16 protein-coding genes are annotated in these 13,732 nt (G+C 68.4%); 7 read left to right on the forward strand and 9 right to left on the reverse strand.

The window, feature by feature from the left end; genetic code table 11:
• The 5 genes from NBRGI_RS12590 to NBRGI_RS12610 form a co-directional block, all read left to right on the forward strand.
• Nucleotides 1-791 (forward strand): 1-deoxy-D-xylulose-5-phosphate reductoisomerase (locus tag NBRGI_RS12590; RefSeq protein ID WP_029895772.1); only part of this gene is annotated, 791 nt, incomplete at its 5' end.
• A gap of 203 nt (nt 792-994) precedes the next feature.
• Nucleotides 995-2,194, forward strand: a complete 1,200-nt coding sequence (locus NBRGI_RS12595; protein ID WP_029895775.1) for a M50 family metallopeptidase — start codon at nt 995-997, stop codon at nt 2,192-2,194.
• A gap of 140 nt (nt 2,195-2,334) precedes the next feature.
• Nucleotides 2,335-3,492, forward strand: coding sequence for a flavodoxin-dependent (E)-4-hydroxy-3-methylbut-2-enyl-diphosphate synthase (ispG, locus tag NBRGI_RS12600; RefSeq protein ID WP_029895777.1), 1,158 nt, complete (start codon nt 2,335-2,337; stop codon nt 3,490-3,492).
• Nucleotides 3,493-3,556: 64 nt separating this feature from the next.
• Complete coding sequence (locus NBRGI_RS12605) at nt 3,557-4,423, forward strand: GNAT family N-acetyltransferase (protein ID WP_029895780.1); 867 nt, start codon at nt 3,557-3,559, stop codon at nt 4,421-4,423.
• A 53-nt stretch (nt 4,424-4,476) separates the two neighbouring features.
• Nucleotides 4,477-6,285: a penicillin-binding transpeptidase domain-containing protein gene (locus NBRGI_RS12610; RefSeq protein WP_029895782.1), complete on the forward strand. Its 1,809-nt coding sequence runs from the start codon at nt 4,477-4,479 to the stop codon at nt 6,283-6,285.
• Nucleotides 6,286-6,291: 6 nt separating this feature from the next.
• Here the strand turns inward: NBRGI_RS12610 and NBRGI_RS48115 are convergent, their stop codons facing one another.
• The 9 genes from NBRGI_RS48115 to NBRGI_RS12655 form a co-directional block, all read right to left on the reverse strand.
• The gene (locus NBRGI_RS48115) at nt 6,292-6,450 is read right to left on the reverse strand and encodes a hypothetical protein (protein ID WP_158439858.1); all 159 of its coding nucleotides are present in this window, start codon (nt 6,448-6,450) and stop codon (nt 6,292-6,294) included.
• A 305-nt stretch (nt 6,451-6,755) separates the two neighbouring features.
• Nucleotides 6,756-7,727, reverse strand: a complete 972-nt coding sequence (locus NBRGI_RS12620) for a hypothetical protein (protein WP_029895784.1) — start codon at nt 7,725-7,727, stop codon at nt 6,756-6,758.
• Complete coding sequence (locus NBRGI_RS12625) at nt 7,711-8,160, reverse strand: hypothetical protein (RefSeq protein WP_051727697.1); 450 nt, start codon at nt 8,158-8,160, stop codon at nt 7,711-7,713. The genes NBRGI_RS12620 and NBRGI_RS12625 overlap by 17 nt, the downstream gene beginning before the upstream one ends.
• Before the next feature lie 4 nt (nt 8,161-8,164).
• Entirely contained in the window at nt 8,165-8,887 is a 723-nt protein-coding gene (locus NBRGI_RS12630; protein WP_029895788.1) for a WXG100 family type VII secretion target, read from the reverse strand.
• Complete coding sequence (locus tag NBRGI_RS12635) at nt 8,884-9,204, reverse strand: type VII secretion target (protein WP_029895790.1); 321 nt, start codon at nt 9,202-9,204, stop codon at nt 8,884-8,886. The genes NBRGI_RS12630 and NBRGI_RS12635 overlap by 4 nt, the downstream gene beginning before the upstream one ends.
• Before the next feature lie 141 nt (nt 9,205-9,345).
• Nucleotides 9,346-9,846, reverse strand: a complete 501-nt coding sequence (locus tag NBRGI_RS12640) for a peroxynitrite isomerase (RefSeq protein ID WP_014986983.1) — start codon at nt 9,844-9,846, stop codon at nt 9,346-9,348.
• 118 nt (nt 9,847-9,964) lie between these two features.
• A complete protein-coding gene (locus NBRGI_RS12645) occupies nt 9,965-10,474 on the reverse strand; it encodes a hypothetical protein (protein WP_029895792.1) in 510 nt (169 codons plus the stop codon).
• Nucleotides 10,471-11,526: a MerR family transcriptional regulator gene (locus NBRGI_RS12650; protein WP_036558765.1), complete on the reverse strand. Its 1,056-nt coding sequence runs from the start codon at nt 11,524-11,526 to the stop codon at nt 10,471-10,473. Before NBRGI_RS12650 ends, NBRGI_RS12645 begins: the two co-directional genes overlap by 4 nt.
• Nucleotides 11,527-11,559: 33 nt before the next feature.
• On the reverse strand, nt 11,560-11,907 hold the full coding sequence (locus NBRGI_RS12655; protein ID WP_235210929.1) for a winged helix-turn-helix transcriptional regulator: 348 nt from the start codon (nt 11,905-11,907) through the stop codon (nt 11,560-11,562).
• Nucleotides 11,908-11,980: 73 nt separating this feature from the next.
• On the opposite strand from NBRGI_RS12655, the gene NBRGI_RS12660 reads away from it, so the two are divergent.
• The gene (locus NBRGI_RS12660) at nt 11,981-12,730 is read left to right on the forward strand and encodes an SDR family oxidoreductase (RefSeq protein WP_029895798.1); all 750 of its coding nucleotides are present in this window, start codon (nt 11,981-11,983) and stop codon (nt 12,728-12,730) included.
• A 52-nt stretch (nt 12,731-12,782) separates the two neighbouring features.
• Nucleotides 12,783-13,724 carry a phosphotransferase gene (locus NBRGI_RS12665; RefSeq protein WP_051727698.1) on the forward strand — a complete coding sequence of 314 codons (942 nt, stop codon included), beginning with the start codon at nt 12,783-12,785 and terminating at the stop codon, nt 13,722-13,724.
• The last annotated feature ends 8 nt before the right edge of the window (nt 13,725-13,732 follow it).

Consider the following 13,732-nt stretch of genomic DNA (forward strand, 5'->3'; position numbering starts at 1 on the left):
ACAAGGAGTCGTTGGTTGCGGGTGGTTCACTCGTCACCCGCGCGGCCGCGCCCGGCCAGATCGTGCCGGTCGATTCGGAACATTCCGCGCTGGCCCAGTGCCTGCGCGGCGGGCGTGCCGACGAGGTGGACCGCCTCGTGCTCACCGCGTCGGGCGGTCCGTTCCGCGGCTGGACCACCGAGATGCTGGAATCGGTGAATCCGGCTGAGGCCAAGACACATCCGACGTGGTCGATGGGCCCGATGAACACGCTCAATTCGGCCTCGCTGGTGAACAAGGGCCTCGAGTTGATCGAGACGCACCTGCTGTTCGGCGTTCCGTACGACCGCATCGACGTCACCGTGCACCCGCAGTCGATCGTGCACTCGATGGTCACCTTCACCGACGGTTCCACGCTGGCGCAGGCGAGCCCGCCGGACATGAAACTGCCGATCGCCCTGGCCCTCGGCTGGCCGGACCGGGTGCCCGGCGCGGCCGCCTCCTGCGACTGGGGCACCGCCGCGACCTGGACTTTCGAGCCGGTCGACAGCGCGGTCTTCCCGGCCATCGATCTGGCCCGCCGGGCCGGCGAAGCGGGCGGCAGCGTCACCGCCGTGTACAACGCCGCCAACGAGGTCGCGGTGCAGGCGTTTCTCGACGGCAAGATCCGCTTCCCCGAGATCGTGCGCACCGTCGCGGCGGCGGTCGAGGCCGCCGACCAGTGGCGGCCCGAACCCACCTCGCTCGCCGAGGTCCTGGCCGCCGACACGTGGGCCCGGGATTTCGCCCGTGGCCGGGTCGACCGGGACTAGGCCGGGACCGGCGTCCGAGGGTTTCCGACTCGCGAGGTGAGCCTCGGCTGGCAGACTGAGCACCCGGGGCCGGCGGGTGTCCGGTTACTGTGGTCGTGGGCTCGCGGCCGCGACGGATTCGCGCACCCGGGTTTGTGGGCGGCCGGACCGGGCGGCCGCATGTCATCAGGCGAGCTGCGCACAGCAGGAGGGCTGTAAATCACATGGTGTTCGCGTTGGGTTTCGTGCTGTTCGCTCTAGGCATCACGATTTCGATTGCGCTGCACGAATGCGGGCACATGTGGACCGCGCAAGCCACCGGTATGAAGGTGCGGCGGTACTTCATCGGATTCGGGCCGAAGATCTTCTCGTTCCGGCGGGGCGAGACCGAGTACGGGCTCAAAGCACTCCCGCTCGGCGGCTTCTGCGATATCGCGGGCATGACCGCGCTGGACGAGTTGCAGCCCGAAGAGGTCGAACGCGCGATGTACCGCCAGGCCACCTGGAAGCGGATGGTGGTGATGTCGGGCGGTATCGCGATGAACTTCCTGCTCGGCTACATCCTGGTGGTGTTCCTCGCGGTCGGGTGGGGCCTGCCCCGGTTCGATCAGCCGCCCGCCACCGCGCTAGGTGCGATGAGCTGTGTGGCGCAACAGAATCCGGACGGCAGCATGCAACCGTGCACCGGCACCGGTCCGGCGCAGCGCGCGGGATTGCAGCGCGGTGACGTGGTGACCGCGGTCAACGGGGTGAGCGTGAAGACGTGGAAGGAATTCCAGTCCGAGACCCAGAAGCAGAACGGCCCGTTCACCTACACCGTCGATCGCAAGGGCCAGAGCCTCACCATCCCCGTGACCCCGGAGCGGGTCGTGCGCTACCCCGAGGGCGGCGGCGCGGGGCGTGAGGTCGGCGCCGTCGGCGTCGGCATGGACTTCTACGAGCCGGTCCAGTACAACGTCCTGGCCGCGATCCCCGCCGCGGGCGCGTTCACCGGCGACATGTTCGTGCGTACTTTCCAGTCGCTGGCTCAGTTACCGCAGAAGGTGACCGCGCTGTGGAGCGCGGTGACCGGCGGCGAGCGCGACGCGGAGACCCCGGTCAGCGTGTACGGCGCCAGCAAGATCGGCGGCGAGACCGCCGAACGCGGCCTGTGGAACGTCTTCATCCTGGTGCTGGCCAGCCTGAACTTCTTCCTCGGCGCGTTCAACATCCTGCCGTTGCTGCCGCTCGACGGCGGCCATATGGCGGTGGTCCTCTACGAGAAGGTCCGCAACACCATCCGCGGCTGGAAGGGACTCGCGCCCGGCGGGCCGGTGGACTATCTGAAGTTGTTGCCGGTCACCTACGTCGCGGTGGTGATCGGCGGCGCGTACATGGTGCTCACCTTGGTGGCCGACATCGTGAATCCGATCAAACTGTTCTGAGTTTCGTCGGCGCGGTACCCTGTCGCCGGCACTCGGGGGAGTACGTTGTCGCGGGCGTCACAGGGTGGCCGTTCGGCGGGCGCGACTAAGCTCGTAGGCGAACGGCCCGGAACGTACGGACGGAAAGTAGGCAGCCGAAGGTGACCAGCACAATCGGATTGGGGATGCCCGCCGCGCCCGCGGCCGTTCTCGCTCCTCGACGCAAGACCCGCCAGCTGATGGTGGGCAATGTCGGAGTGGGCAGCGATCACCCGATCTCCGTGCAGTCGATGACCACCACCAAGACCCACGACATCAACGCCACCCTGCAGCAGATCGCGGAGCTCACCGCGTCGGGCTGCGACATCGTGCGGGTGGCCTGCCCGCGTCAGGAAGACGCGGACGCGCTGGCGACGATCGCGCGCAAGAGCCAGATCCCGGTGATCGCCGATATCCACTTCCAGCCTCGCTACATCTTCGCCGCGATCGACGCGGGCTGTGCCGCGGTGCGCGTGAACCCCGGCAACATCAAGGAATTCGACGGTCGAGTCGGCGAGGTCGCCAAGGCGGCCGGCGCCGCGGGCATCCCGATCCGGATCGGTGTCAACGCCGGTTCACTGGACAAGCGGATGCTGGAGAAGTACGGCAAGGCCACCCCGGAGGCGCTGGTCGAGTCCGCGCTGTGGGAGGCGAGTCTGTTCGAGGAGCACGGCTTCGGCGATATCAAGATCTCGGTCAAGCACAACGATCCGGTGATCATGGTGGAGGCGTACCGGCAGTTGGCCGCGCAGAGCGACTACCCGCTGCACCTCGGTGTGACCGAGGCGGGTCCGGCGTTCCAGGGCACGATCAAGTCCGCGGTGGCGTTCGGCGCACTGCTCTCGGAGGGCATCGGCGACACCATCCGGGTTTCGCTGTCCGCGCCGCCCGCCGAGGAGATCAAGGTCGGTGGCCAGATCCTGCAGTCGCTGAATCTGCGCCCGCGCAAGCTCGAGATCGTCTCCTGCCCGTCCTGTGGGCGCGCTCAGGTCGACGTGTACACCCTCGCCAACGAGGTGACCGCCGGACTGGAGGGCATGGAGGTGCCGCTGCGGGTGGCCGTGATGGGTTGCGTCGTCAACGGACCGGGTGAGGCCCGGGAAGCGGATCTCGGTGTGGCCTCGGGTAACGGCAAGGGCCAGATCTTCGTGAAGGGCGAGGTCATCAAGACCGTGCCGGAGGCGCAGATCGTCGAAACCCTGATCGAAGAGGCCATGCGGATCGCCGAGGAAATGGGCGAGGGCGCCGGTTCGGGCGAGCCCGTGGTCACGGTCGGCTAACAGCGGAACTGTTGCGTTCGGCATAGCCGTACCACATCGCGGATATTCGTGGCAGGCTGTCAACGTGCGGAGTCTGCTGGAGCCGACGCGAAGGGCGAAATACGTCCCCGCGCGGCAGCTCGCGAATCGGGACCTGGCGCAGGTCCTTCGAGTTCTGGACGCCGATCCGGTGGCCTCGTGTATGGTCGCGGCCCGGCTCCAGGAATTCGGCCTCGATGCCGCGCGCTGCGGGCAGGGTGAATTGTGGAGCCGCGGCGGGCCGTCGGAATCGCTGTGTTTCTCCGGCGCGAATCTGGTGCCGTTGCGTGGCGACCACGACGCGTTGCGCGCCTTCGCTGATCGTGCCGTGCGCTGGCCGCGAATAGCGTCCTCGGTGGTCGGGCGGCGCGAATTGGCGTTGCCGCTCTGGGAAATGCTGGTCGGTCATTGGGGTCCGGAACGCGAATTGCGCGGCGAGCAACCATTGCTCGCGCTCGCGCAACCGCCACTGGCGACTCCTGATCCGAATGTGCGCCGGGTGCGCCCGGACGAAATAGATCGCTATCTCGGTGCGGCGATCGCCATGTTCATCGAGGAGGTCGGCGTCGATCCGCGCGCGGGCGACGGCGGCCGCGGATATCGGCGGCGCATTCAGAGCTTGATCGAATCCGGCCGGGCCTGGGCACGTTTCGAGGACGGCGAGGTCGTGTTCAAGGCGGAGGTGGGGGCGCTGTCGCGGCGCACCGGTCAGATCCAAGGCGTCTGGGTGCATCCGGAACATCGCGGCAGTGGCCGCGGCACCGCGGGCACCGCGGCCGTCGCGAACGCCGTCGTGGCCTCCGGGCGGACCGCGAGCCTGTACGTCAACGACTACAACGCGATCGCCCGCCGCGCCTACAGCCGCGTCGGATTCCGGCAGATCGCGACCTTCTCCACCATCCTGCTCGACTGAAACACGGTGTGCCGCCGGGGTTTGCCCGGAGGTGGCCACTACCATCGGTGCCGATGCAGACCAGGACGGTACCGTTGCGAAAATCGCTGCTCGGCGCGCTGAGCGTGGCGGTGCTCACGCTGTCCGCCGTCGGCTGTGGCGGCGGTCCGCAGGGGCCGACGCCGATCGCGGACGATTTCGTCGAGGCCTTCGCCGGGCGCGACCCGGCGGCCGCGGCCCGGTTCACCAACCAACCCGAAAAGGCGACCGCCGCAATGAATTCCGCGTGGGACCAGTTGCAGGCGGAGGGACTGGACGCGCGCACCGGCTCGGCGCGGGTCAGCGGTGACACCGCGACCGTCGACTACACCTACGAGTGGCGGCTGCCCAAGAACCGGACCTGGCGCTACACCGGCCAATTGCAGATGGGCCGCAGCGAAGGCCGCTGGGTGGTGCGCTGGACCTCGTCGAACATCCACCCGAATCTCGGCAACACCCAAACGCTCGCGCTGCGTGCCACGCCCGCGCCGCGGGCCCGGGTGAACGAGCAGGCGGGCAGCGATGTGCTGGTGCCCGGCAAGGTGTCCCGGGTCGCGTTCACCGCCGCGAACGCGCCCGACCCCGGCGCGGTGGCGACCGCCCTCGCGGCCGCGCTGAACCGCTTCGATCCGAAGCTCACCCCCGAAGCGATCCGGGACGCGGCCACCGCGACCACGGGCGTGTACACCGTCACGGTGCTCAACGAGAACGAATTCGACCAGGTGAGTACCGATCTCATCGGGTTGCCCGGCGTGCAACTCACCTCCGAATGGGATCTGGTGCCCACCGATCGCAATTTCGCGCCGGACCTGCTCGCGCAGGTGCGCAAGACGGTGATCGCGGAGGTCGACGGCAAGGCGGGCTGGAGTGTGGTCACCATGAACGCCAACGGCGCCGATACCGACGTGCTCACCGAGGTGCCGGCGCAACCCGCGCCGTCGTTCTCGCTCAGCGTGGACCGCAACGTGCAGAACGCCGCGCAACGCGCGGTCGACCTGCGCCCCGACCAGACCATGATGGTGGTGCTGCGTCCCTCCACCGGCGCGATCCTGGCGATCGCGCAGAACAAGGCGGCCGATCGGGACGGGCCGGTGGCGACCATCGGCCAATATCCGCCCGGTTCGGTGTTCAAGACGGTGACCGCGGCCGCGGCGATGTCCACGGGTATCGCGACGCCGGACACGGTGCTGCCCTGCCCGAGCCGAATCATCATCGGCGAGCGCATGATTCCCAACTACAATCTCTTCACCGTCGGGGACGTACCGATGATCACGGCGTACGAGCGGTCGTGCAACACCTCGTTCGCGACCATAGCCAGCAGGTTGCCAGGTACCGCTTTGCACAACGCCGCGATGAAATTCGGACTCGGCACCGGCTACACGATCGCGGGCCTGCCGACCTTCACCGGTTCGGTACCGCCCGCGGACGAGCTGGTGCAGCGCACCGAGGACGGCATCGGCCAGGGCAAGGTGGTGGTCAGCCCGTTCGGCATGGCGTTGATGGCCGCGACGATCGCGCACGGCTCGCTGCCGGTGCCCTACCTGATCGCGGGTCGCACCACGACCATCGATGATCCCGGCGCCGCGCCCGACCCGGCGGTGATCGCCGGGTTGCGTGCGATGATGCGCCGGGTGGTCACCGGCGGCACCGCCGAGCGGATCGCCGATCAGGGCGAGGTGTACGGCAAGACCGGCGAGGCCGAGGTGGAGGGCGGTTCGCACTCGTGGTTCGTCGGCTATCGCGGGGATATGGCGTTCGCGACCCTGCTGGTCAAGGGCGGCAGTTCGGATAATGCGGTCGCGGTAACCCGCGATATGTTCGCCGCATTGCCCGGTGGTTACTGACGGCTGCTACCGCTGGCTGCTGCCGGGTCCGGCCTGTTGATTGCTGGAGGACGCGCCGTGCTCCAGAATTATGGCGCCGGCGTCACCGCCGTCCAGGATCTCGACGGTCGCCGCGCCGCCGAGAATGATCGCGACGCTGGCCAGAATGGTGGTGGAACGCTTCATGGTTCGGCTCCCTCAGGTAAGGGGTGTCGACGGGGTTCTTGCTTCAGGTGGGTTCGCCACGCGAAGTTGACTGGAAGTTTGCTGGTTGATCGAACCGTAATCTCTGGGCGATTCGGTGAACAAGGACATGTGGCCGATGGCACAGCGCAGGCCATAGTGGTATGGGTCACATTCTCGAATGGTCTGCGGTGAGATTACCCAGCGGGCCCGCGGCCTTGTCGCGAAATCCATCGATGCTGGAACAAGTACGCGGAACGGGCCATTCGGACAGATAAAATCCCGCGCCCATTGCTATTGGTCGGACGCTATCCGGATTTCGCCGGATCGGTCTGTTCTGCCGAGGCGTTGGAATCGCCCGGGACGGCGAAATGTCCCTTTCGGAATCGGCGCAACGCCGCATCGGTGCCGAGTTCGCGGCGGTGCTCTCCGTGGTGCAGGTAATAGCGCAGGGCGTGGAACACCAGGGTGGGGTCGGTGTCGATTTGCTGATGGGGTATTTCGTAGGCGAGGTAACCCGCATCGGGGAAACGTTCGTCCGGTGTGGTCGTCGGATCGTCCGGACCGAGCACCGCGGGATCATCGACCAGGACGACGATCATGTTTGTCGCCGCGGCGGTAACGAGCGCGGCCGGACTGTTGCGGACATGGGCGGCGTGAATGCCGGAAATATCGGTCCAGTCGAGCGTGATCGGGCCCGTGCCGTGGTCGGTGCGCAATTGCCGCGGGGTGAGCAGTATTCCGGTATTCGCCCGCGTCACGTACGGCCGAAAAGTATGGCGCGCCAGGAAAAGACCCAGCGCGCCCACGGTACTCAGGCCCGCACAGCCGAGATATCCGAGCGACGGGTCCGTGCCGAATTTCCAGACCATGAACCAGACGCCGCACCCGATCAGCAGCACGCCGCCTGCGGCCAGCGCCACCGGCCGGACTCTGGACGGCAGCCGCACCGGGATCGCCAGCGCGGACTGGGCCTCGGGGCCGGTGATCACGGTGCTCGCCTGGACCACCGCGTCTTTCGGCCAGGCTCGCCACAGCGCGCACAGCACGCCTACGGTCACCGCGGTCCAGATACCGGCGCCGAGCAGTGTGCCCGCGTCGGCTGTGCCGCGCACCAGGCGGCCGAGCTCGAGCACGACCGCGCTGAGCGGAATGAGCAGTACCACCGCGACGCAGCAGGGCAGGACCGCGTACCGATGCGAGTAGAACGCCCGCCGATCCCATCCGCCAGGAAACGGCAGGTCGAATCCGCTCCGGTAGCGGTTATTCGAGCCAGCCACGGCGCCGATGCTCCTCGAAGTACCGGTCGTCCGCGTCCGGTTCACCAGGGTCGACGACCGGGTCGCGGTGCGGTGTACGGTTCTCGGGGCGCGCTGCGGCCGGGGGATCGGGCTGATCGTGCGACGCGCCGGACTCGCGCAGCTGATCCAGTTCCGCTTGCCCGAGCGCGGCGAGTCGTTCGCGCTCGGCGGCCGACATCGCGCCCGCTCGATGAAACATGCCCTGGGCGATGCCGTCGAGCAGTCGCGCGAATCCCTCGGATTTGCCGAACTCGCGCATGCTCGCTCGGCCCGCCAATACCTCGCCGAGGTTGCGGCGCAATTCCGGGTCCGCGGTCGAGGACGCGAGCACCTCGAGCGAGCGACGCAGGTGGCGGGCGGCGCCGAGATCGCCCCGCGCCACGTCGAAGACGACCTCGGGTTGTTGTGGCATTCGGTCACACTCCCGGATGGTCGTAGGTCGAAGTGCCCAGCGGCGGCAGCTCGCTCGGCGGTCTGTTGGACAGTTCCAGTGCGGTGGCGCCGAGGCCGACGACGGTTTTGAACGCGCCGGTCGTCACGGTCAGGATCTGCTCGAATCTGGCGAAGATCATCACGGCGTGGGCGGCGGCCACCGCGGCGGCCGCGGCCGCGCCGGGAGCGCCGACGAGCGTCGAGGACAGCACCGCGGCCGCGGCCATCTCGGTCAGCCACATGATCGTCCAATCGACGATGTCCTGCAGCAGGTCGCCGAGCAGCCGGGCCAGGTTGAGCATGGAGTTGCCGATGTTGTTCAGGGTGCGTTCGATCTCCTGGAGTGCCCTGACCTGGAATTCGACGCCGCCCGCAAGGTGGTCGAAGTAGCCGCGGGCCTGGTCGGCGGCGTTGCCGCGCCACGACTCGGACAGCAGGCGCTGCCACTCGGTCGCGAGCGAATCGTGGAAAGCGGCGTTGAATCCGGCCAGGTTCCCCGCGGCGTCCGCGGCCTGCTTCACCCCCGCCCAGTCGCCCGCGACGAACTCCGAGGCCAGGCCGAATACATCGGTGCCGGTGATGCTTTGGATTGCCTGACCGATGTAATAGGCCGGGGAGACATAGTTCCCGCCGAGGAAGAAGGGAATCCAGCCGGGCAGCGGATCGGTGGCCTCGGGAATCTGCAGGGCCGTCGCCGGGCCGGTCACTTCGGCACCCCGACGTAGGTGCGGTCCAGGCGGATCGCCGTGGCCAGATCGGTGGTCCGGTACATCTCGGCACTCTCGGCGAGTTCCGTCGACGCGGTCTCGCTCAGCACCCGCAGGTGGGTGTAGTTGGACTCGAGATTCCGGCGTACCTCATCGAGCATGCTTTTGACCTGCGCATAGATCCGGCCGTCGTGGTCGCCGAAGGCGAACCAGGTGGCCGCGTAATCCTTCGCGGAGCCGGCCTGGCCCGCCAGGTCGGCTAGTGCGGCGGCGAACTCGTCCAGCTGATCGGGCCGTACTCGGAGCTCTTCGGCCATCGGGTCCTCCCGTTGTCGTCGTCCGGTACCAGGTCGGCTACGCCGGAGGACGACGACGTCGGCGGCCGTCCGGGTCCGATACTGGTTCGACGCGACACGACGGCGTTCGGTTCCATCGAATCGGGAGAGATTTCTTCCGGGCTACTCGGCGCGGATCAGGGTGGCGGCGAGGTGGTGTTGCAGCGGCTCGCCGACCGCGGCCATGCGCACCGTGTAGTCGATCGTGTCGCCCTTGACCTGAAAGGTGCGGCCGAGTGCTGTTACGAGTTTCGCGGTACTGGAACGGCCGATGCTGGTCGAGTCGAATTCCAGGTGCAGCGCGCCGTCGTCGACGGTCAGTGCCCCCTCGCATATTTCGGTGATCCCGGTGGGATGGGCCAAGATCAATTCCACCCGATCCGGCCGCGGGCAGCGCAGATATCCGGTTTCGGCGTGCATCGGGCGGCCGTCGTCGGCCGCGCGGGTGCGCTGCCGGTAGGTGAGGAACGGACGGCCGAGATGACCGAACCGGACTTCTTCCAGATAATCGAACGGCTGGATGGTCGGGTATTCGCCGTGTCCGTTGCCGCGCCAGGTGCCGAGCAGCGCAGCCAAGGGGGCGATATCGGGATGGGGTGCGATTGGCGGTTGGGATTCGACCACGGCGCACAGCCTAAACCTGTTGGTTCTCGGGGGTTCACATACCGTCGAATCCCGTCGACATCAAGGCTGGCTCAACCTGAACGACAGGCTGATTTCTGGTTGGGGGAAAGCGTCGGCCCTACGCACCGGCGCCGGGTCGGCCGGTGGGGGCGGACGCGCGGGGGCTGGTATCGCCGGCCTGCACGGCTGTTTCCACTTCGTCGAGCGCGGTGTCGATGACCGTGCGGTACGGGCTGTCCGGCAGGTTCGGCAATGTCCTACGGGTGGCGGCGATTTCGCGGCGGGCGGCGGCGAACGAGCCGAGCCTGCGGTAATTGTCCGCGAGGTTCAGGTGCAGCGACGGATAGAAGCCGCGGACCTGCAGCGACGAATGGTACTGCTGGGCCCGGGCGTCGGTCAGGCTGTCGGCGGCATCGAGGGCGCGGATATCCCAGGAGAGTGCCTCGGCCGGGTCGTCGTGCAGGTCGGCCAGGTAGTGCGCGAGTGCGCAGCGGTGCAGCGGATCCCCTTGGGGGCCGAGGGAACCCCAGAGGTCCAGCAGTGCGGTGCGGGCGGCGTCGGGCTGCCCGGCGCGGCCGAGTTCCACCGCGTGGGTGATGGCGGTCATGGTGGTGTCGGTGGTGGTCATCGGTTCTCCTGCGGTGCGGGGCGGGTGGGCATGACGAGGGTGGTGAAATCGCCGTCGGTGGCGGAACGGACGACGACCGGCCGATCGGCGGCGGCGATATCGATCATGAGATCCGGGCCGAGCGCGCTGTGGATGGCCGGCCGCAGCGTCGCGGTGGTGAAAGTCAACGCGAGATCGGGACCGGTGCGCTCGGCGGGCAACCGCCGGTGCGCGCCGTGGGCGTCCGAAACCGTGAGCCCGGTGCAGTCGGTCGCGAATCGAACGGTGGCGGAGTCGCTTTCGAGAGCGGCGAGTAGCGGTTCGCGGGCCGTGACCACGCGCAGCCGCGGCGGTGCGAGCGCGTCCAGCATGGCGCGGTAGTCCGGGAACCGCTCGTCGACCACGGGGCAGCACCGCTGTTCGCCGGCGCCGACGAGTCGCAGCCCCTGATCCGTTGGCGCCGCGACGATTTCGTCGATCCGGCCGAGCCATTCGATGATCGGGCCGAGTTCGCGTGCGTCGACGACCAGGGACCAGTCCACCCCCTGGCGCTCCAGCGGTACCACGCTCCTGGTCGAGAGTCGGTACCGATCGGTGGCGGTCAGCGTCAGTGACGTGGCGTCCACTTCGAACGAAATGCCTGCCAGGACCGGGATTCCGGGATCCACCGCGGTCGCGGTGCGTACCTGCTCGAACGCCGTGGCGAGCAGCGCCGCGGGCACGGTGACCCGGTCGCCGCCCAGCGCCTGTTTGATCGTCACCGCGGCCTGTTCGGCCGCGCGTGCCCGCCGGTGCAATTCGGCCACGTGCCGATCCAGCAGTTGCTCGGCGCGCTGGACGTCGCCGGTCAGGATGTCGGCGATCGACTCGAGCGGCATCTCGATGGCCCGCAGCCTGCGGATCAGCGTCGCGCGCGCCCGCTGGTCCGCGGTGTAGTACCGGTATCCGGTGAGCGGGTCGACCTCGGCGGGCACCAAGAGCCCGCAGTCGTCGTAGAAACGCAGCGCGCTCGCCGTGAGCCCGCTGGCTCGCGCGAGCACGCCGATCGTGATCAACCTGTCGGAATCTGCCACCCGGTCATCATGAAGTCTCAGGTAGGCCGAAGGTCAAACCGCCGGTTCGCCCCCGGTGGGCGTCCAGTGCCGGGACCAGTCCCAGAGTGGGTGCAGCGCGGCGGTGAGGCCGGTTCCGGCGGTGGTCAACTCGTAGGACTTATCCGCGTTCTTGACGATCAGGCCCGCGGTTTGCAGGTGCTGGAGCCGGACCGAGAGCATGCTCGACGAGCAGTTGTCCATGCGCCGGCGCAGCTCGAGAAAGCCGAGGCGGCCTGGTTCCAATTCCCACAGAATGCGCAGCACCCAGCGCTGGCCCAGCAGCTCCATTGCGGCGAGGATCGGCGCGTTCGCCGGATCTCGCCCGCCGTTCGGTGGCGTCGCCCCGTTTGCGCTTCTCATTTAGAACTACCATAGTGGTTCTGAATTAGAAGCAATTCGCCGGGCCGCCGGGCCCGCGATCGAGAGGGCGACAGTGGGCGAAGCAGACGGACAGCGGGTCGTTCTGATCACGGGCGCGTCCCGGGGCATCGGTGCGGAAACGGCCCGGATCCTGGCGGCCGGCGGTGATCACGTGATCATCAACTATCGCGAAAAGCTCAAGCGCGCCAAGGTGCTCGCCGACGAGATCGTGGCCACCGGGGGCAGCGCGTCCATCGCGGGGGCGGACATCTCCGACGAGGACTCGGCCCGCGCGTTGATCGAGGGTGTCGTCGCGCAGTACGGCCGGATCGACGTGCTCGTCCTCAATGCCTCGGGCGGTCTCGAGCGCCAGGCCGCGCCCGGCTACGCCATGGCGATCAACCGGGACGCGCAGACCCGACTGGCGCGATTCGCGTTGCCGCACATGCCATCCGGCGCCCGGATCGTCTTCGTCACGAGCCATCAGGCGCACTTCCACGGCCGCAAGCCGGTACCCGCCGACTACGAGCCCATCGCCGCGAGCAAGCGCGCCGGTGAGGACGCGCTGCGGGCGATGATTCCCGCGCTCGCCGCGCGAAATATCCCGCTGCACATCGTTTCCGGCGACATGATCGACGGCACGATCATCGTGCAACTGCTGGAACGCCGGAATCCGGACGCGGTCTCGGCCCGGCGCGAGCAGGCGCCGCTGCCCACCGTTGCCGAATTCGCCGCTGCCGTAGCCGAAGCCACCACGTCGACCGCCGAGTCCGGCCACACCACCTACGTCGGCGGCCCCGACTACCTGGCCGACGCCGGCTGACCGAGGTACCTGATCACTGGAGATCGGCGCGGCCACCGCACAGGATGTGGGCATGACCGGCATCGAGGAGGACACCGCCTTCCGGATCGACTGGGCGCAACTGCCGCACGAGGTCCGCGCGGGTATCGAGGAAAGGCTCGGCGGCACGGTGCGGCGCGCCGTCGGTCAGCGCGGCGGATTCAGTCACGGACTCGCGGCCCGGGTGCGGTTGGCAAATGGCGCGCGGGTTTTCGTGAAGGCGATCGACGCCGCGGACGATCTCGCGACCGCGTACCGATCGGAGGCGCGGACCGCGCGGTGTTTGCCGGAGCGAATGCCGACGCCGCGCTGCCGGTTCGGCGAAGAGATCGCCGGGTGGTTCGTCGCGGCGTTCGACGAGGTCGCGGGCGCGCATCCGCGATTGGCCGACCCGGGGGAGTCGTCCGATGTGCTGCGCACTGTCGGACGGATGGCGCGGGTGCTGACGCCGAACCCGGTGCCGCATGCCCCGACCATCGCGGACGCGCTGGGCTCGGCGTTCGTCGGGTGGCGCACTTTCGCCGAGCAGGGCCCGCCCGCCGACCTGGACGACTGGTCGCTGCGGCGGCTGGACCGGCTCGCCGAACTCGAAAGGACCTGGCTCGCGGCCGCTTCCGGGGAAACGCTGCTGCACACCGATCTGAGTCCGAGCAATATGCTCCGGCGGGCGGACGCGGCGGTGCTCGTGGTCGACTGGGCGTGGGCCTGCCGGGGCGCGGCCTGGGTCGACCTGGTCCTGCTGGCACCGTCGTTCGCGGCCGCCGGGGTCGATCCCGACCTGATCATCACGACCCACCCGGTCACCGCTGCGGTCGATCCCAGGGCCATCGATGCGGTGGTGTGCGCGATGGGTGGATACTGGGCCACCAACTCGCGCAAGCCCGTGATACCGAGTTCGCCGAAGCTGCGCACGCATCAGCGTCGCTTCGCCGGGCTTGCCCGGGATTGGCTGCGGCGGCGCGTCGGTTGGGCATAGCCCCAGGA

This window comes from Nocardia brasiliensis IFM 10847 (genome assembly GCF_000710915.1).
GTDB lineage: Bacteria > Actinomycetota > Actinomycetes > Mycobacteriales > Mycobacteriaceae > Nocardia > Nocardia brasiliensis_A.

Bases quoted from the DNA above. Each gene is read 5' to 3' on its own strand.
- NBRGI_RS12595 (WP_029895775.1), top strand. From the start codon at position 995: ATGGTGTTCGCGTTGGGTTTCGTGCTGTTCGCTCTAGGCATCACGATT.
- NBRGI_RS12610 (WP_029895782.1), top strand. From the start codon at position 4,477: ATGCAGACCAGGACGGTACCGTTGCGAAAATCGCTGCTCGGCGCGCTG.
- NBRGI_RS48115 (WP_158439858.1), bottom strand. From the start codon at position 6,450: ATGAAGCGTTCCACCACCATTCTGGCCAGCGTCGCGATCATTCTCGGC.
- NBRGI_RS12625 (WP_051727697.1), bottom strand. From the start codon at position 8,160: ATGCCACAACAACCCGAGGTCGTCTTCGACGTGGCGCGGGGCGATCTC.
- NBRGI_RS12635 (WP_029895790.1), bottom strand. From the start codon at position 9,204: ATGGCCGAAGAGCTCCGAGTACGGCCCGATCAGCTGGACGAGTTCGCC.
- NBRGI_RS12645 (WP_029895792.1), bottom strand. From the start codon at position 10,474: ATGACCACCACCGACACCACCATGACCGCCATCACCCACGCGGTGGAA.
- NBRGI_RS12655 (WP_235210929.1), bottom strand. From the start codon at position 11,907: ATGAGAAGCGCAAACGGGGCGACGCCACCGAACGGCGGGCGAGATCCG.
- NBRGI_RS12665 (WP_051727698.1), top strand. From the start codon at position 12,783: ATGACCGGCATCGAGGAGGACACCGCCTTCCGGATCGACTGGGCGCAA.